The organism is Micromonospora sp. CNZ309 (assembly GCF_002846525.1).
Genome location: NZ_PJNG01000001.1, coordinates 673,841 through 693,749, shown reverse-complemented (window position 1 = coordinate 693,749; position 19,909 = coordinate 673,841). Strand labels below are relative to the sequence as shown.

Genomic DNA, 19,909 nt, shown 5'->3' with positions numbered 1-19,909 from the left:
GTGGATGGATGCCGATCAGCCGCGCCGGACCTGCTGGCGCAGGTCCTCGACGAGCGCGGGCACACCGGCCGGGTCGGCGGCCGTGCCGAAGACGTAGAAGTCGGGCCGGACGAGCACCGCCACGGCGTCGTACCGCTTGAAGTGGGGCAGGTACACGTCGTCGAGGTCGAAGACGGTCGGCGCGGCGCCGGGTCCAGGGGCGGGCGCACCGGCGGGAACGACCCGGACGACCCGGGCGTCCAGCGAGTCCAGGACGGCCCGGGCGTCCGCGTCGAGCAGGGCGTCGGGTTCCTCGGCGCAGAGCAGGACGAAGCCGGTGCCGACGACCTCGTCGAAGAGCCCGGCGCGGCCGTCGACCTCGACGCGTCCCTGCGGCATCGGCACGCCGGCGCCGGCGGCCTCGTCGGGGCGGCCGTGCAGGACCCCGCCGGCAAGGGGCTCCAGCAGGGAACGGGTGCGCGGGCGGGCGGTACGCCGGCGCAGCTCGGCGAGCATGGCGGCGTCCCGGCCGGCCGCGGCGGCGCGGTCGGTCTCGCAGATGACCGTGCCCGAGTCCATGGACATCCGGATGGCGTGCTGCACGTGCGCGCAGCGCTCCTCCTGGTAGGTGTCCAGCAGGGCCTCGTCGGCCAGGCCGCGGTGCACCAGGTCGAGCTTCCAGGCGAGGTTGAGGGCGTCGCGGAAGCCGGAACTCATCCCCTGCCCCATGAACGGCGGCATCACGTGCGCCGCGTCGCCGGCGATGAGGATCCGCCCGGAGCGCCAGCGTCCGGCCGAGCACGCCTGGGTGGTGTAGACGCCGTACCGCTCCAGGGTCGCGTTGTCGGGCGTGATGTCGAAGAGGCCGAGCAGCCGCCACACGCTCTCGACGCTCTCGAACTCCTCCCGGCTCTCCCCCGGCACCCGCATGAACTCCCACCGCCGGTGCCCGGGGCCGGCCGACACGGCCGTGCGGGGGCGCGCCGGGTCGCAGACCTGGAGGTTGTTCGGCTTGAACTCGCGGGCCTCGTGCGGCACGACGTCGCAGACCAGCCAGTCGTACGTGAAGTCGAGGTCGGTGACGCCGCCGCCCAGGTGCTCCCGGACGAAGCTGTTGGCCCCGTCGCAGCCGACGACCCAGCGGGCCGCGCGGACCTCCTCGCCGTCCGGTCCGGCGATGGTGACCTCGACCCGGTCGTCGTGCTCGACCAGGCCGGTCACCTGGTACGGGCGCAGCACCGTGACGCCCGGCAGCTCCGCTCCCCGCTCGGCGAGCAGCGCCTCCAGTCCCGGCTGGTAGAAGGAGACCGAGTCGGGCCAGCCCATCGGGCCCTCGCCGGTCACCTTGACGTGCAGCAGGGTCCGGCCGAAGCCGTTCTTGAAGGTGTACTCGCCCGACGACTCCACCACCGGGCCGAGCCGGTCGGCGACGCCCGCGGCGGCCAGGATGCGGCTCGCCTCCCCGTCGTACGACACGGCACGCGGGAAGTTGTACGGGGTGGCCCAGCGCTCGACCGCCGTGACGGTGAGCCCCCGCTGCGCCAGCAGGATCGTGAGCATCTCACCGACGGGGCCGTAGCCCACGATCAGGACGTCGGTCATCAGCATCGGTATCGGTTCCTCGCAGGGTCGGTCGGACACGGTGTCGCAGGGACGGCTGCCGTGTGGGGCGGCCGGACGGCCATCAGAGACCGAGTTCGGAGTCGATGAGGTCGAAGAGGTCGTCGTCGCTGGCCAGTTCGAGGTCGAGGTCGGGATCGCCGCCCGATCCGGCGCGCATCGTCCGCCACTTGGCGATGAGCACCTCCAGGCGGGACCCGATCTGCTCGTGCAGCTCCGGTTCCACACTGGCCTCGGTCAGCGAACGTTCGAGGTTCTCCAGGTCCGCGAGGACCGGCGGAACCTCCGGGCCGGTGTCCGGCGCCAGCTGCGACACCAGGTACGTGGCCAGCTCGTTCGGGTCCGGGTAGTCGAAGATCAGCGTGGCCGGCAGGCGCAGGCCGGTGGCGGTGGTGAGCCGGTTGCGCAGCTCGACGGCGGTCAACGAGTCGAAGCCGATCTGGCTGAAGGCCCGGCCGGGGGCGACCGCGGCCCGGCTGCCGTGCCCGAGCACGCTCGCCGCCTGCTCGCGTACGAGGTCGACCACCAGGGTGTGGCGCTCGGGTCCCGCCAGTGCCGCCAGCTCGTCGGCGAGGGTGCGCGCGCCACCGCTCGGGGTGGCCGAGCGCGCGGTCGGCCGTTCCCGCCGCAGGAGCCCGCGCAGCAGGGCCGGGGGCCGCTCGACCCGTTCGCCGAGCGCGGCGACGTCGATCCTGGTCGGCACCAGCACCGGCTCGGCCAACCGCAGGCCCGCGTCGAACAGGGTCATGCCCAGGTCGGACGGGATCGCGAGCTGCCCGTCGCGGGCGGTGATGCGGGGGTCGGTGCGGTCCAGCTTGGCGGTCATCTCGCTGGCCTGCTCCCACAGCCCCCACGCGAACGAGCGGCCCGGCAGGCCCTCGGCGCGACGCGCCAGGGCGAGCGCGTCGAGGAACGCGTTGGCCGCCGCGTAGTTGGCCTGACCGGGCACGCCGAAGACGCCCGCGCCCGAGGAGAACAGCACGAAGGCGGCCAGGTCGAGGTGGCGGGTGAGCTCGTGCAGGTGCCACGCGGCGTCGAGCTTCGGCGCGAAGACCGTGTCGACGCGCTGCGGCGTCAGGGCGGTGACCACCCCGTCGTCGAGCACCCCGGCGAGGTGCACGACGGCGGTCAGCGGGTGCCGCGCCGGTATCGCCGCCAGCACCCCGGCGAGGGTGTCCCGGTCGGCCACGTCGGCCGCCACCACCGTGGCCTCGGCCCCGAGAGCCCGCAGCTCGTCGATTGCCTCGGTCGCCCCGGGAGCCCGCTCGCCGCGGCGGCTGACCAGCAGCAGCCGCCGTACGCCGTGGGTCTCGACCAGCCGCCGGGCGACCAGCCGGCCCAGGGTCCCGGTCCCGCCGGTCAGCAGCACCGTGCCCTCGGGGTCCCACGCCCGGGGCGTGGTCAGCACCACCTTGCCGACGTGCCGGGCCTGACTGACGTGCCGGAACGCCTCCGGCGCCTGGCGGACGTCCCACACCTGGGTGGGCAGCGGGGTGAGCGTCCCCCGTTCGAAGAGCCCCAGCAGCTCGACGAGCATGCGCTGCACCTCGTCGGGGTCCTCCAGGGTCAGGTCGAAGGCGGTGTAGGCCACCCCCGGGTGGTCGGCGGCGACGCGGTCGGCGTCGCGGATGTCGGTCTTGCCCATCTCGATGAACCGTCCGCCGCGCGGCAGCAGCCGCAGCGAGGCGTCCACGAACTCGCGGGCCAGCGAGTCCAGCACCACGTCGACGCCCCGTCCGCCGGTGACCTCGGCGAAGCGGGCCTCGAAGTCGAGGGTCCGGGACGAGGCCAGGTGCTCCTCGTCGAGGCCCATCGACCGCAGGGCGTCCCACTTGGCGGGGCTGGCGGTGGCGTACACCTCGGCGCCGAGGTGCCGGGCGAGCTGCACGGCGGCCATGCCGACGCCGCCGGCCGCCGCGTGCACCAGCACGGACTCGCCCCGGGTGAGCCCGGCCAGGTTGACCAGCCCGTGGTACGCGGTCAGGAAGACCACCGGCACGGAGGCGGCCTCGACGTACGACCAGCCGGCCGGCATCGGGGCCAGCAGCCGGCGGTCGGTGACCGCGACGGGCCCGAAGCAGCCCACGAAGACCCCGAACACCCGGTCGCCGGGGCGCAGGTCGGTCACCTCGGCGCCCACCTCGACGACCTCGCCGGCGCCCTCGCCGCCGAGCGGCCCCGCGTCGCCCGGGTAGAGGCCGAGCGCGTTGAGCACGTCGCGGAAGTTCAGGCCGGCGGCGCGGACGCGGACGCGGACCTCGCGGGGGCCGAGGGCGACGTCGGCGGCGTCGGTGGGAACCAGGGTGAGGTTCTCCAGGCTGCCGCGCACCGGCGCGTCCAGGCGCCACGCGGCGGCGGGCGGTGCGGTCAGCTCGCCGGCCGAACCGGCCCGCGCCAGTCGCGGCACGTACGCCGCGCCGCCCCGGATCGCGGCCTGCGGCTCGTCCGCCGCCAACAGGGCGGCGACCTGGTCGGGGCCGATCCCGTCGCCGTCGACGTCGACGACGAGCACCTGGCCCGGGTTCTCCGACTGGGCGGAGCGCACCAGGCCCCACGCCGCCGCGGCGGCCGGGTCGGTCACCTCGCCGGCGTGGTGCACGGCCACCGCGCCACGGGTCACCAGCAGCAGCCGGGACGCCGCCCAGCGGGGCTCGGTGAGCCAGCGCCGGACCAGGTCGAGGGCCCGTACGGCGGCGTGGCGCGCCGCGCGGGGGGTGCGCTGCGCGGGGTCCGCGTCGAGCGGCACGAGCACGACCCCGGGCAGGGCCAGTCCCGCGTCGACGGCGTCGGCGAGCCCGTCCAGTCCCGGCTGGAACGGGAACCCGGCCAGGCCGGGGGCGACGGCCACGGCGTCGACCGGGCTGGCCGCGTCGGCCGGCGGCAGCGGCGTCCAGTCGATCCGGAACAGGGCGTCGCGGGTGGCGCGGTCGTCGGTGACGGCCAGCTCCGCGGTGGAGATCGGCCGCATGGTCAGGGCGGTCACCTCGGCGACCGGGGCGCCGGTCGGGTCGGCGGCGGTCAGCGCGATGGCGTGCGGCCCGACCTGGGTGAGCCGTACCCGCAGGGCAGTCGCGCCGGTGGCGTGCAGGCTGACGCCGTTCCAGGCGAACGGCAGTAGCAGCTGGCCGGCCCCGGCCCCGGCGAGGCCGCCGAAGTGCGCGGCGTGCAGGGCGGCGTCGAACAGGGCCGGGTGCAGGCCGTAGCGGTCGGCGTCGACCCGCTGGGCCGCCGGCAGCTCCACCTCGGCGTAGACCTCGTCGCCGCTGGTCCACACCGCGCGCAGCCCCTGGAACGCCGGCCCGTACGCGTAGCCGTCGGCCGCCAGCCCGGCGTAGAAGCCGGTCAGGTCGACGGGCCGGGCGTCGCGCGGCGGCCACGTGGTGAGCTGCGGCGGCGCGGCGGGCTGGTCGGCGCAGAGGGTGGCGCTGGCGTGCCGGGTCCACGGGGTGCCCGCCGGCGCGTCGGCGGGTCGGGAGTGCACGGTCACGGGCCGGCGCCCGTCGTCGCCGCCCGCGCCGACCGCCACCTGCACCTGCGTGGCCCCGCCGGCGGGCAGGGTCAGCGGGGCCTCGATGACCAGCTCGTCGAGGACGGGGTGGCCGATCTCGTCGCCGACGCGGAGGCAGAGCTCCACCAGGCCGGTGCCGGGCACCAGCACGCTGTCGGTGACCCGGTGGTCGGCCAGCCACGGCTGCGCGTCGGTCGACAGGCGCCCGGTGAACAGGTGCCCCCTCGTCTCGGCCAGCGCGATCGACGCGCCGAGCAGCGGGTGCCCGGCGGCGTCCAGGCCGGCGGCGCCGACGTCGCCAGCCTCGCGCAGGGGCCGGGGCCAGTAGCGGCGGTGGGCGAACGCGTACGTGGGCAGGTCGACCCGCCGGCCGCCGGCCAGCGCGGGCCGCCAGTCCACGGCGACCCCGCACACGTGCAGCTGGGCCAGGGAGAGCAGGAACCGTTCCCGGTCACCCTGGTCGCGCTGCACCGAGCCGACCACCACGGTCTCGCCCTCGTGGTCGGCGAGGGTCTCCTCGACGCCGACGGTGAGCACCGGGTGCGGGCTGCACTCGACGTACGTGTCGTGGCCCTGGGCCGCCAGCGAGCGGATCGCCCCTTCCAGCTCGACGGGCTGCCGCAGGTTGCGGTACCAGTAGTCGGGCCCCATCTCCTCGCCGTCGAGCCAGCGCAGGTCGGTGGTGGAGAACAGCGGCACGGCCGCCGGGCCGGGGGCGATGCCGGCCAGCACCTCGGCCAGCTCGTCGCGGATGCGTTCCACCTGGGCGGAGTGGGAGGCGTAGTCGACGGCGATGCGTCGCACCCGGGCCTGTTCGCCGGCCAGTTCGGCGAGCAGTTCCTCGACCGCCTCCGGGTCGCCGGAGACCACGACGGCGGCCGGGCCGTTCACGGCGGCGACCGAGATCCGGTCGCCGAAGCGGGCGATCCGGTCGCGGACCGTGTCGGCGGGCAGCGCGACGGAGGCCATCGCGCCGTGCCCGGCCAGGGCCCGCAGCGCCCGGCTGCGCAGCGCCACCACCCGGGCGGCGTCGGGCAGGGAGAGCACCCCGGCGACGCAGGCGGCGGCGATCTCGCCCTGCGAGTGGCCGACCACGGCGGCCGGCTGCACGCCGTGCGAACGCCACAGCTCGGCCAGGGACACCATCATCGCGAACAGGGCGGGCTGCACCACGTCGACCTCGTCGAGGCCGGGCGCGCCGGGCACCTGGCGCAGCACGTCCAGCAGCGACCAGTCCAGGTACGGCCGCAGGGCCGCGTCGCAGGCCGCCATGCGTTCGGCGAACACGGGGGCCTGGTCGAGCAGGTCCAACCCCATGCCGAGCCACTGGGAGCCCTGCCCGGGGAAGACGAAGACGCACCGGCCGGCGGGCCGGGCCTCGCCCCGCGTCACCGCCGGGTCGGGCCGGCCGTCGGCGAGGGCGTCGAGGGCGGCGGCGACGCGTTCCGGCGACGCGCCGACCAGCACCGCCCGGGAGTCGAAGGTGCTCCGGCTGGTGGCCAGCGACCAGGCCACGTCGAGGGGCCGCTGGTCGGGCCGGGCGGCGAGGTGCTCGCGCAGCCGGCGGGCCTGGCCGCCGAGCGCCTCGGGGGTACGCGCGGAGAGCAGCAACGGCAGGGCGTGCGCCTGCGGCGGCGTGGGAGCCTCGGCGGCCTGCGACGTCGGTTCGGCGACCGCCTCGACGATCACGTGGGCGTTGGTGCCGCTGATGCCGAACGACGAGACGCCGGCGCGGGCCGGCCGGTCCGCCGGGCGCCACGGTCGGGCCTCGGTGAGCAGCTCCACGGCCCCCGAGTCCCAGTCGATCCGCGAGCTGCGGCGCTCGGCGTGCAGGGTGCGGGGCAGCCGGCCGTGCCGCATGGCGAGGACCATCTTGAGCACCCCGGCCACGCCGGCCGCGGCCTGGGTGTGCCCGAGGTTGGACTTGACCGAGCCGAGCAGCACCGGCGGGGTGTCGGCGGGACGCTGCCCGTACGTGGCGAGGATCGCCTCCGCCTCGATGGGGTCGCCGAGCGACGTGCCGGTGCCGTGCGCCTCGACGACGTCCACCTCGGCGGCGCTCAGCCCGGCGGCGCCGAGCGCGGCCTTGATGACCCGTTCCTGCGACGGCCCGTTCGGGGCGGTCAGCCCGTTGGACGCGCCGTCCTGGTTGACCGCCGAGCCGCGGACCACGGCCAGCACCGGGTGGCCCCGGCGGCGGGCGTCGGAGAGGCGCTCGACCACCAGCATCCCGACGCCCTCGGACATGCCGAAGCCGTCGGCGTCCTCGGCGAACGCCTTGCACCGCCCGTCGGCGGCGAGACCGCGCTGCCGGCTGAAGCCGGTCAGCCCGGCCGGGGTGGACATCACCGACACGCCGCCGGCCAGGGCCAGGTCGCAGTCGCCCTGGCGCAGGGCCTGGACGGCCAGGTGCAGCGCCACCAGGGACGCCGAGCAGGCGGTGTCCACGGTGACGGCCGGTCCCTCCAGCCCGAGCGCGTACGCGACGCGGCCGGAGAGGACGCTGCCGGCCGTGCCGGTGAGCAGGTGCCCCTCGTCGGCGGTGACCTCGCCGTCGTCGGACACGACGCCGGGGGCGACCCGGTCGGCGTAGTCCTGCCCGTGGGTGCCGGCGAAGACACCGGTACGGCTGCCGCGCAGGGTGACCGGGTCGATGCCGCCGCGCTCCAGCGCCTCCCAGGAGGTCTCCAGCAGCAGCCGGTGCTGCGGGTCCATGGCGAGGGCCTCGCGGGGACTGATGCCGAAGAACGCGGCGTCGAAGTCGGCGATCCCGGTGAGGAACCCGCCGGCCCGCACGTACGTGCGTCCGGGCGTGCCGGGCACCGGGTCGTAGAGGTCGGCCAGCGGCCAGCCGCGGTCGTCGGGCAGGTCCCCGATGACGTCGGCGCCCGCGTCCAGCAGCCGCCACAGCTCCTCCGGGGAGCCGATGCCGCCGGGGAACCGGCAGGCCATCGCGACGATCGCGACCGGTTCGTCCAGGGCGACGGTGGTGGCGTCGGCGACCTCGGTCGCGGCGGTGCCGAGCAGCCGGGCGTGCAGGTGCGCGGCGAGCAGTTCCGGGGTGGGGTGGTTGAACACGGCGTGCGGGGCGAGCCGGACGCCGGTGACGGCGGTGAGCCGGTTGCTCAGCTCCACGGCCATCAGCGAGTCGAAGCCGAGGTCCTTGAACGGGCGGCGCGGCTCGACCTGCTCGGGGCCGGTGTGTCCGACCACGGTGGCGCACCGGGTGCGGACGAGCTCCAGCAGCAGCTCGGCGCGGTCGGGCTCGGCGAGTTCGGCCAGCCGGTCGGCGAAGCTGCTGGCCGAGGCGGGCGCGGAGTCGGCGTTGACGGCCCGGCGGGGCGGCGGCGGCAGCAGGGCCCGCAGCAGGGCGGGCACCTCGCCGGAGGTGCGTACGGCGGCCAGGTCGAGCCCGATCGGCACGAGCGCCGGCCGGTCGACGTGCAGGGCTGCGTCGAACAGCGCCAGTCCGGCGGTCGTGTCGAGGGGGCGGGTGCCGCCCCGGGCGAGCCGGGCCAGGTCCGCCGGGGTGAGCCGGCCGGCCATCCCGTCCTCGGCGGCCCACAGCCCCCAGGCCAGCGCGGTCGCCGGGAGGCCCTGGGCGCGGCGGTGTGCGGCGAGCGCGTCCAGGAACGCGTTGCCGGCCGCGTAGTTGCCCTGACCGGGGCTGCCGAAGGTGGCGGCGGCCGAGGAGAAGAGCACGAACGCGGCCAGGTCGAGGCCGGCGGTGAGCTCGTGCAGGTGCCACGCGCCGTGCACCTTGGACCGCAGGGCCCGTGCCCAGCGGGTCGGGTCGAGGTCGGTGAGCAGGGCGTCGTCGGTGGCCCCGGCGGCGTGCACGACGGCGACCAGCCGGTCGGCCAGCGGGGCGATCACCTCGGCGAGCGCCGCCCGGTCGGCGACGTCGGCCGCGACCACCCGGACGGTGACGCCGGCGTCGGTCAGCGCGCTCGTCCAGTCGCCGGCCCGGCCGCTGCGGCTGACCAGCACCAGCTCGGCGACGCCGTGCGCGGTGGCGAGGTGGGTGGCGACGTGCCGGCCGATCCCGCCGGTGCCGCCGGTGACGAGCACGGTGCCGCCGGCCAGCGCCGCGAGCGGCGTACCGGTCGGGGGCCGCCCGACGGGGTTGAGCCGGGGCAGCAGTGCCCGGCCGTCGCGGACGGCGACCTCGGGTTCGTCCGCCGCGGCGGCCAGCGCCGACCGGACGGTGGCGTCGTCGGTGGCGTCGAGGCTGAGCAGGAGGAAACGGTCGGGCTGCTCGGCCTGGGCGACCCGGACCAGCCCGGCCACCGGCGCGTGCACCGGGTCGCCGTCGCGCACGGCGAGGGCGAGGCGGGTGGTCTCCGCGCGGGGGTCGGCCAGCCAGTCCTGGAGCACGCCGAGCACGGCGAGACCGACGGCGTGCGCCCGGTCGGGCACCGGCCGGCCCGGCTCCCCATCGCCGACCCGCAGCACCAGCAGCGGCGGCAGCGGCCCGTCCGGCGGTGTGCCGTCGGCGAGCGTCCAGGTGGGCGCCGGGGTCGCCGGGAACGCCGCGGGCAGCCAGTCGACGGCGTACAGCCCGGCGGGCGCGGCCGGGGGCGTCGGCGCGTCGGCGGGCGGCAGGTCCACGCTCCGCAGCACCACCCGGTCCACGTCGAGCACGGGCACGCCGGCGTCGTCGACGGCGCTCAGCGTCACCGCGTCCGCCCCGGCCGGGGCCAGGCAGACGCGCAGCGCGTGCGCCCCGACGGCGTACCGGCGCACGCCCGTCCACTCGGTGGGCAGCAGCCGGGCGGCGGGCCCGGCGTCGGCGCCGGGTGCGAAGTCGGCGAGCGGGAGCAGGCGCAGGGCCGCCTCCAGCACCAGCGGGTGCACGCCGTACCGCTCGGCGTCCGGGTCTCGGGTGTCCTCGGGCAGGCGTACGTCGACGAAGAGCCGGTCGGCGGCCACCCACGCGGCCCGGGCCAGTTCCCCGGCCAGCGCGCGGTGCTGCGGGGCGGTCAGGTCCACCGGCCGGGCCCCGGCGGGTGGCCAGGTCGGGGCGAGGGTGCCCCGCCCGTTCTCCGGGTCGACCGGGCCGAGCACGGCCTCGGCGACCTCACGCCAGGGCTGCCCGTCGCCGGCCCGGACGTGGCAGTACGCCACGCGGCGCCGGTGCTCGTCGGGCGCGGAGAGGCCGATCTGCACGTCGAGGGTCGCCTCGCCGGGCAGCGGCACCGGCCCGGGCACGCTCAGCCGCTGCACGGTCGGGGCGCCGACCTGGTCGCCGAGGTGGGTGAGCATGTCCAGCAGGGCGGCGGTGGGCAGCAGGGCGGCGGCGCCGTCGGCGGGGGCGGCCAGCCACGGCCGGACGGCCGTGGGCACCTGACCGGTGCAGACGACCTGCCCGGTGCCGGCGACCGGCAGTACGCCGCCGAGCAGCGGGTGCCCGGCGTCGGTCAGCCCGACGCCGGCCGGGCCGCCGGCGCCGGTGGGAGCGGGCAGCCAGTAGTGCCGGCGCTGGAAGGCGTACGTGGGCAGGTCGACGCGGCGGTGCGGCCCGGGGCCGGCGAGGGCGGCGCGGTCCACGGCGACGCCCCGCACGTGCAGCCGCGCCACGGCGGCGAGCAGCGCCTCGGCCTCGCCGGCGGTGCCCCGGACGGCGGGGACGAACGCCAGCTCGTCGGCCTCGGCGACGAGGCAGTCCTGGGCCATCGCGGTGAGTACGCCGGCCGGGCCGATCTCCAGGAAGGTGGTGACGCCCTGCCCGTGCAGGGCCCGTACGCCGTCGTGGAAGCGGACGGTGGCCCGCACGTGCGCCACCCAGTAGTCGGGCGAGCAGAGCCGGGCCGGGTCGACGGGGTGACCGGTCAGGTTGGACACCACGGGCAGGTGCGGGGTGCGGTACGTGAGGCCGGCGGCCACCGCGCGGAACTCGTCGAGCATCGGCTCCATGCGCGGCGAGTGGAACGCGTGCGACACCCGCAGCCGGCTGGTCCGGCGCCCCGCGGCGCGCAGGGTGGCCGCGACGGCCAGCACCGCGTCGGTGTCGCCGGAGACGACCACGCTGGTGGGGCCGTTGACGGCGGCGAGGCCCACCCGGTCGGTCAGGTGCGCGGCGACCTCGGCCTCGTCGGCCTCGACGGCGACCATCGCGCCCCCGGCGGGCAGCTGCTGCATCAGCCGGGCGCGGGCGGCGACGAGCGCCGCCGCGTCGGCGAGGGGGAAGACCCCGGCCACGTGCGCGGCGGCCAGTTCACCGACGGAGTGGCCGAGCACGGCGTCGGGGCGCACCCCCCAGGATTCCAGGAGGCGGTAGAGCGCCACCTCGAAGGCGAACAGCCCGGGCTGGGTGTAGAGGGTCTGGTCGAGCAGTTCGGCCAGCTCGGTGCCTTCGGCGGCGAGGACGACGTCCGCGACGGGGTGCGGGGCGTGGCCGGCGAGGCAGCGGTCGAGTTCGGCGCAGGCGGCGTCGAAGGCGTCGGCGAAGACCGGGTACGCGGCGTGCAGCTCGCGCCCCATGCCGGCGCGCTGGCCGCCCTGCCCGCCGAAGAGCAGGCCGAGCTGGCCGTCGACGACCCGGCCGGTCAGCACGGTCGGCACGTCGGGGTCCGGCTCGCCGCGGGTCAGCGCGGTCAGGCCCGTACGGGCGGTGGCCGGGTCGGCGGCCAGCACCACGGCCCGGTGTTCGAGGGCGGCGCGGGTGGTGGCGAGCGCGTGCCCGACGTCGGCCGGGTCGGCGTGCGCCCCCGGCCCGTCGAGCCAGGCCAGCAGGCGGGCCGCCTGGTCGCGCAGCGCCTCGCCGGAGGCGGCGGCGAGCAGCCACGGCACGGGCGGTCGCCGGTCGGCGGTCCCGGGCGACGGGTGCCGGTCGGCGGTCCCGGGCGACGGGTGCCGGTCGGCGGGCGCCTCGACGATGACGTGGGCGTTGGTGCCGCTGATGCCGAACGACGACACGCCGGCGCGGCGGGGGCGGCGTACGTCGGGCCACGGGCGGGCCTCGGTGAGCACCTCGACGGCCCCGGCGGACCAGTCCACCTCCGACGTCGGGGCGTCCACGTGCAGGGTGCGCGGCAGCGTCCCGTGCCGCATGGCGAGCACCATCTTGATCACCCCGGCGGCCCCGGCGGCGGCCTGGGTGTGGCCGAGGTTGGACTTCAGCGAGCCCAGCCGCAGCGGTTCGGCGTCGCCGCGTCCCACCCCGTACGTGGCGAGCAGCGCCTGGGCCTCGATCGGGTCGCCCAGCCGGGTTCCGGTGCCGTGCGCCTCGACGACGTCCACGTCGGCGGCGGAGAGCCCCGCCGCGTCCAGCGCCCGGCGGATGACCCGCTCCTGGGCGGGCCCGTTGGGGGCGGTCAGCCCGTTGGACGCGCCGTCGGAGTTGACGGCGGAGCCCCGCAGCACGGCGACGACGGGGTGCCCGAGCCGGCGGGCGTCGGAGAGCCGTTCCAGCAGCAGCACGGCGACGCCCTCGGACCAGCCGGTGCCGTCGGCGCCGTCGGCGAACGCCTTGCACCGGCCGTCCGGGGCGAGCCCGCGCTGCCGGCTGAACTCCACGAACGCCTGCGGGGTGCCCATCACCGCCACGCCGCCGGCCACGGCGAGGGAGCAGTCGCCGGCGCGCAGCGCCTGGGCGGCCAGGTGCAGCGCCACCAGCGACGACGAGCACGCCGTGTCGACGGTGACCGCCGGCCCCTCCAGCCCGAGCGCGTACGCGACGCGGCCGGAGACGACGCTGCCGGCGGTGCCGACGCCGAGGTAGCCCTCGGTGCCGGGCGGCGCCTGGCGCAGGTTCGCGGCGTAGTCGTGGTGCATGACGCCGGTGAAGACGCCGGTGGCGCTGCCGCGCAGCGAGGTGGGGTCGATGCCGGCCCGCTCGAACAGCTCCCAGGACGTCTCCAGCAGCAGCCGCTGCTGCGGGTCCATGGCGAGCGCCTCGCGGGGGCTGATCGCGAACAGGGCGGCGTCGAAGTCCGCCGCGTCGGTCAGGAAGCCGCCCACCCGCACGTACGAGGTGCCGGGACGGTCGGCGTCGTCGGAGAACAGGTGCGCCAGGTCCCAGCCCCGGTCGGTGGGGAACTCCGTGAGCCCCTCCCGGCCCTGCTCGACCAGCTCCCACAGCTCTTCGGGGGAACCGACGCCGCCGGGCAGCCGGCAGGCCATGGCCACGACGACCACCGGATCGTCCGCCGTGGAGGGGCTCGGCCGGTCCGTTTCGGGGCGGACCTGTCCGGTGGCGCCGCGCAGGCGCTCGGCGAGGTGTCGGGCGAGGGCGTCCGGGCTGGGCCGGTCGAACGCGGCCGTGGCGGAGAGCCGTACCCCGGTGGCCCGCGCCAGCCGGTCGCGCAGGGCGACCGCGCTGACGGAGGTGAAGCCGAGTTCCTTGAAGGCGCGGCCGGGGCGGACGGCGGCCGGGCCGGACAGGCCGGCCACCTCGGCGGTGGCGGCGCGCACGAGGTCGAGCAGGAGCCGGTCCCCCTCGGCGGTGCCCAGCCCTGCCAGCCGGCGGCGCAACTCGGCGGCGTCCCGGTCGTCCGTGGCGTCGCCGGGCGCCGCGACGGGCCCGCGCCAGGCGGGGTGCGCGGTGTCGGCGTGGCCCGCCTGGCGGGCGAGCAGGACCAGGTCGTCGCCGTCGTGCGCCACGTCGAACGCGTCGAGGTCGGCGCGTACGGCCGCCGGCGCGGCGCCGGTGGGCTCCCCCGGGTGGCGTGCGGTCGCCCCGGCAGTGCCGGGTGACGGCTCCCGGTCGGCGGGCGCGGTCGTGCCGACGAGGCGGGCCGGGAGCCCGGCGGCGTGGCGGCGGGCGGCCAGGGCGTGCAGCGCCCCGACGGCGGCGGCGGCCCGTTCCCGGTCGGCGGCGCCCAGCAGCAGGGCGGACGGGACGAGGACGGTGAACGCGGCGGCCGGTTGCCGGGTCGCCGCGTCCAGCGCCGCGGCGAGGCCGAGCAGCCGGGCCACGCCCTCGTCGTCGGCCAGGTCGTCCTCGGACGGGCAGAGCACGACACCGCCGGTCGGCTCGTCGCCCGGCCGGTCGGCAGGCAGGACGGCGGCCTCGGCGCCGGCGGCGGAGAGTTCGGCGGCCAGGTCACTCAGGGCTGTCCCGGCCGTGTCGCCGACGTGCAGCAGCCGCAGCCGGCGGACCCGGTGCGCGGCGACGAGGTGTCGGGCCAGCGCCGCGCCGGTCGGTCCGTCGGCGCCGGTGATCGACACCGGGCGGTCCGGGTCGGCCACGGTCGCCGGCCGCGCCGGCACGGCCGCCGGGGCCGGCACGAGGGCCGCGTGCAGGGCGGCTCCGGCCCGCAGCGCGACCTGCGCGGCGCCGGCATCCACCGCGGCGGGCAGCAGGGCGACCGACCGGTGTCCGGCGTCGTGGTCGACCAGCACGATCCGGTCCGGGTACGCGGCCTGGAGGGCGCGCCCGATCGCCGGGACGGCACCGGCCGCCGGATCGGGCCCGACCCCTCCGGCGACGTCGCCCGCGCCGGTGGCCGTGTCGCCGCGCACATCGCCAGCGTCGGGGCCGGTCGGGTCGTCACCTGCGGGGCCGGTCAGCAGCACCAGCCGGGTGCCGGCGAACCGGTCGTCGTCGAGCCAGCCACGCAGCCGGTCGGCGAGGTCCGGCGCGGCGGCGTCGGCCGGCCCGGCCAGCAGCACCGTCACGTCGGGCACGTCCGGGGCCGCACGCAGGGCGGGCAGGTCCCGGTGGCACCGGAACCGGTCCCCGGGCGCCGCCGCCCGCAGCGGCTCCGTCAGCGCCTCGCTGCCGGGGCCGACGAGCGCCCAGTGTCGGGCCGGGGCGACGGCGGCCTGCGCGGCCGTCGGGACGGGCGCTTCGAGCGGCGGTACGGCGGCGAGGTCCAGCGGCCGCCAGGCGAGCAGGCTCAGCGCCGCGTGGTGGCTGCCGTTGACCGCCCGCAGCCGCGCCGGCCGCTCGAGCAGGAGCCGCCGGGTGACCTTGCCGGAGGCCGTACGCGGCACCTGCCCGATCTCGTACAGCTCCTCCGGCACCTTGTGGTAGGACAGCTTCTCCCGGCAGGCCGCGTACCCGGCGCGGGGGTCGAAGCCCTCCGGACCGGGCACCACGAACGCCACCGGCACCTCGCCGAGCACGTCGTGCGGGCGGCCGGTCACCGCCACGTCGGCGACGCCGGGCACGGCGCGCAGCGCCTCCTCCACCTCGGCCGGGTGGATCTTCTCGCCGCCCCGGATGATCAGTTCCTGGTGCCGGCCGGTGACGAAGATGTTGCCGTCGGCGTCGCGGCGGGCCAGGTCACCGGTGCGGTACCAGCCGTCGCGCAGGGCGGCGGCGGTGACCTCCGGCAGGCCGTGGTAGCCGAGCATGACGCTCGGCCCGCTGACCCAGACCTCCCCCTCGGCGCCGGTCGGCACGTCCAGGCCGGTCTGCGGGCTGACCAGGCGCACCTCGACGCCGGGCACCGCGCGTCCGCAGGAGCCCTCGACGCGGGGCTGGTCCGGCCGGGTCACGGCGATCGACCCGCAGGTCTCCGTGCTGCCGTACGCGTCAAGCAGCGGCGCGTCGAAGACCTCGTCGAACGCCCGGCGCAACGCGCCGGTGGTGATCGCCCCGCCGACCAGGCAGACCCGCAGGGCCGGGGCGCGGAAGCCGGTCTCCCGGGCGGCGGTGACCAGGTGGTGGTACATGGCCGGCACGCCCGCCAGCACGGTGGCCTCGTCCTCGTCGACCGCGCGCAGCACGTCGTCGGCGGAGAAGCCGTCGATGAGCCGGGCCGTGGCGCCGACCGCGGTCACGCTGAGCACGCACCCGATGTGCGAGAGGCTGTGGAACAGCGGCAGCGGCCAGACCACCCGGTCGGCGTCGGTGAGCCCGGGGATCGGCACGTAGCAGGCGGCGACGGACCACAGGCAGGTGCGCTGGGTGGAGAGTACGCCCTTGGGCCGACCGGTGGTGCCGGAGGTGTAGAGCATCCAGGCGACCTCGTCGAGCCCCAGGTCGTCGCGGGCGTCCACGCCCGGCTCGGTGTCGACCAGGTCGCGCCACCCGATGACTCCGGCGGGCACCGGGCCGTCCCCGGTGACCACGAGCCGCAGGGTCCGCCGGTCGGCGCGCAGCCGCAGCAGTTGGTCGAGGTGCCGCTGGTCGGTGACCACCAGCACCGCACCGGAGTCGTCCAGCAGGTGGGCCAGTTCCGCGTCGGTGCTGTGCGGGTTCACCGGTACGCCGACCGCGGCGGCCCGCGTCACGGCCAGCCAGGTCTCGACCGTCTCCACCCGGTTGCCGAGGCAGAAGGCGACCCGGTCGCCCCGCCCGACGCCCGAGGCCGCCAGGTGACCGGCCAGCCGGCGGGTCCGCACGGCCAGGTCGGCGTAGCCGACCGCCCGGCGCTCGTCGCGGAACGCGACCTTGTTCCCCAACCTGGCGGCGTGCGCCTCGATCAGATCGGACAACGGCTGGATCAGGTCGCTCCGAAGCATGTCACCACATCCGTCCGTCGGCGAGACTTCTCATCCGCGGCGTAGACCCCGCTCGCCGTAGCGGCCCAAGTCTTCCGAGCACCCTGCCGGTGTCCTACCCCTGTCACCCCCTAAGTCGTCCCCAGTTCGGACCGCCGATCCGGTGGCGGGACGGGCCGCAGGTCGATGATGGTGCGACCCCCGCAGACCGTCGAGTCCCGTGCTCCACCCGCCCGTCAGCCGAGGTGCCGTCGTTGGAACGCTGCTGGATGTTCGCCCGCTCGGCCGTGCCGGCCGAGGGATGCCCGGACACGCGGGTGATCGAGCTGGTCGGAACGGTCCTCACCGGCCTGGTCGCCGCCGCCCGCCGGGCCGATCCGGGCCTGGACTGGTTCTTCGACCCGGAGGGCTCGCCCGCCGGGCCACACGTGAGCCTCGGCTTCCACGCCACCCCGCCCGCGCTCGCCGCGGTACGGACGCGGCTGCTCGCGTACGACCCGGGGGTTTCCTTCCCCGCCGACCGCCGGGTGGTGCGCGACGCCGCCCGGGGCGGCCCGCTCGCGTCCGCCGGCAGCGACCTGGCCCTGACGCTGCTCGGCGGGGACGCACCCTGGCTGGCCGGCGTCGAGCTGCCGCTGGCCGTGGCGCACCTGCGGCACCTGACGGCGCTGGTGCCGGCGGCCGACCGGCTGGCGTTCCTCTTCCTGCACTGGCAGGAACGCAGCCAGCGGCTCACCGCCGCGCAGCGGCGGGACCTGGCGGCGCAGGCGGACGCCGGGGCGGAGAAGATCGTCCTGTCGGCCGGCGACCTGCCGCTGGGCGGGGAGGTCGCCGTGGCGTGGCAGCACTACCTGGACCGGGTGGCCGACGTGGTCGGCCGGGAGCATCCGGCGGCGCCGTCCGGCTTCCTGTTGGCGCACCATGCGCAGCTCACCCACGACCGGTGGGGCATCGGGCCGCAGGTCGACTCGCTGGCCGCGCTGGCGCTGCGCCTGTCGATGGTCCGGGACCGCCCGGTCGTCGCCGCGCCCGTCCCCGTCGCCCGGAGGAGGCAGCAACCCCATGCAAGCGTCCGCACCTGAGCGCCGCGCCCACGCCGAGCCCGCCCGGATCGAGGTGGCGCTCGGGGAGCGCGCGTACCCGGTGCTGATCGGCCCCGGCGTGCGCCACCGGCTGCCGGCGGAGGTGGCGCGGATCGGCGCGCGGCGGGTCGTGGTGGTCTCGGCCCGGCCGCCGGAGTGGACGCCCGACCCGGGCGTGCCGCACCGGGTGGTGCCGGCCCGCGACGGCGAGCACGACAAGAACCTGGCCACGGTGGAGCAGCTCTGCCGGGCGTTCGCCGAGTTCGGGCTGACCCGCGCCGACGCCGTCGTCTCCTGCGGCGGCGGGACGACCACGGACGTGGTCGGGCTGGCCGCCGGCCTCTACCACCGGGGCATCGCGGTGATCCACCTACCGACCTCGCTGCTCGCCCAGGTGGACGCCAGCGTCGGCGGGAAGACCGCGGTCAACCTGCCGGAGGGCAAGAACCTCGTCGGGGTGTACTGGCAGCCCCGGGCGGTGCTCTGCGACACCGAGCACCTGGACACGCTGCCGCGCCGGGAGTGGCGCAACGGGTACGGCGAGATCGCCCGGGCGCACTTCATCGGCGCGGGCGAGCTGCGCGGCCGCCCGGTGGCGGAGCAGATCGCCGCCTGCGTGGGGCTCAAGGCCCGGGTGGTGGCGGCCGACGAGCGCGACTCCGGCCTGCGGCACATCCTGAACTACGGCCACACCCTGGGCCACGCGTTGGAGCGGGCCACCGACTTCGGGCTGCGGCATGGCGAGGCGGTCGGCGTCGGCACGGTCTTCGCGGGCCGGCTGGCCGGCGTCCTCGGCCGCGTCCCTGCCGAGCGGGTGGCCGAGCACCACGACGTCGTGGCGGGGTACGGCCTCGACACCGACCTGCCCACCGGCGTCGACCACGACGAGCTGATCGCGCTGATGCGCCGGGACAAGAAGGCGACCTCCGGTTTGTCCTTCGTCCTGGACGGCCCGGCCGGGCCCGAGCTGGTCGCCGACGTCCCCGAGTCCGCCGTCCGGGCCGCCCTCACGGGCATGTGACGCCCGGCCGCTCGTACGGCGTCCGGGTCGGGCGGTTCGGCGGGCGCGGCCGCCGCTGGGCGGACCGGTCGTCCCCCGGGCCGCTCCCACACGGCCCGGGGGGCGACACGTCAACTGCCCAGCGCCCGCTGGATCTGCGCGATCAGCACGCCGCAGGCGTACCGGTCCGAGGCGCCGACCATGCCGACGATGCTCGCCGGCAGCGGTCCGTTGTCCGTCTCCGCCGGGTCGTGGTGCATGAACACGACCAGCTCCCCCCGGTCGATGAACGGCGCGAGGATCGGCTCGGCGTCGACGCCGGGGGCCAGCGAGAAGAACGTGGTCATGGCGCACCGGTGCTGGCCCAGCAGCGAGCTGCGGTGCAGGATCGAACTGGTGGCCCCGCTGACCCGGAAGTTGGGATCGATGACCCGCAGTTCGCCGTCGCGGCCGATCCCGGCGTCGAAGGAGCAGTACCCCCGGTACCCGAGCGCACTGGCCTTTCGGACCCCTACGGTCAGCGCTTCGATCAGCTCCGCCGGCGGCTGGTCGTCGTCCATCACACAACCGACCCACGTCGACGTGGGCTGCGGCAGGTGTACGGACGCACCGAAGTAGTGCACCGCTCCGCTCTCCGTCACGCCGAACTGGAGGCCCCAGATCGTCCGGAAGGGCACCTCCTCCTCGAGGATCCACTGGTCGCTGACCTGTTCGAGCTGGTTGAACAGCGACCGGTTCCGCCGGTCCTGCAAACGCCTGGTGAAGATCGCGATTCCGCTGTAGACCTCGACGCCGGCCGGTTTGATCACCGCGGGCCGGCGGTCCTGCCGGACGATGCGACGCACCTCCTCGGGCGTGGCGACCTGGCGACGGGGCAGGTATTCCGGTGCGAGCAGTGTCTCCAGGACGGTCTTGTTGTTGAGGCGGGCCAGCAGTTCCGGCGACACCCGGGCCTGCGCGGCCCGCAGGTGCGGATCGTGCGGGGGAAACTGGAACTCCAGCGTCTCGCCCCGTTCGGCGGCGTCGCGGGCGAGGCGCACCGCCTGCGCGCCGGAGCGGAACTCGCGCAGATCGCTCGGCGTCTTCAGACCGCACCGGCTGATGAGCCGCAGTGACTTGTCGGCGCTGGATCCGGTGCTGCAGATCGCCGCCGACTGGTGCGGGAGGGTCAGATGGAGGCCGGTGATCATGTCCAGCCCGTTGTGCAGGGCGGCGCCCGCGCCGGCGAGATAGCGGCTTCCGGCGGTCGCCACCGGGTCGGGCGGCCGGGCGAGGACCACCCCGTCATGGGCGAACACCTGTACCTGGATAGGCCCGTGCATTTGG

The 19,909-nt window shown here is 76.8% G+C and carries 5 protein-coding genes; 2 read left to right on the top strand and 3 right to left on the bottom strand.

Annotation, left to right across the window (positions count from 1 at the left end):
* Window positions 1-15 precede the first annotated feature (15 nt).
* Both mhpA and CLT72_RS03065 read right to left on the bottom strand, forming a co-directional pair.
* On the bottom strand, window positions 16-1,587 hold the full coding sequence (gene mhpA / locus CLT72_RS03070; RefSeq protein ID WP_101409417.1) for a bifunctional 3-(3-hydroxy-phenyl)propionate/3-hydroxycinnamic acid hydroxylase MhpA: 1,572 nt from the start codon (window positions 1,585-1,587) through the stop codon (window positions 16-18).
* A 76-nt stretch (window positions 1,588-1,663) separates the two neighbouring features.
* A complete protein-coding gene (locus tag CLT72_RS03065) occupies window positions 1,664-16,522 on the bottom strand; it encodes a type I polyketide synthase (RefSeq protein ID WP_101409416.1) in 14,859 nt (4,952 codons plus the stop codon).
* A 224-nt stretch (window positions 16,523-16,746) separates the two neighbouring features.
* On the opposite strand from CLT72_RS03065, the gene CLT72_RS03060 reads away from it, so the two are divergent.
* On the top strand, window positions 16,747-17,583 hold the full coding sequence (locus CLT72_RS03060; protein WP_250101104.1) for a hypothetical protein: 837 nt from the start codon (window positions 16,747-16,749) through the stop codon (window positions 17,581-17,583).
* Window positions 17,564-18,604 (top strand): 3-dehydroquinate synthase family protein, encoded by a 1,041-nt coding sequence (locus CLT72_RS03055; RefSeq protein ID WP_101409415.1) that lies wholly within the window; start codon window positions 17,564-17,566, stop codon window positions 18,602-18,604. Before CLT72_RS03060 ends, CLT72_RS03055 begins: the two co-directional genes overlap by 20 nt.
* A 110-nt stretch (window positions 18,605-18,714) precedes the next feature.
* Here the strand turns inward: CLT72_RS03055 and CLT72_RS03050 are convergent, their stop codons facing one another.
* Window positions 18,715-19,881, bottom strand: a complete 1,167-nt coding sequence (locus tag CLT72_RS03050) for an ATP-grasp domain-containing protein (protein WP_486484173.1) — start codon at window positions 19,879-19,881, stop codon at window positions 18,715-18,717.
* Between the last annotated feature and the right edge of the window lie 28 nt (window positions 19,882-19,909).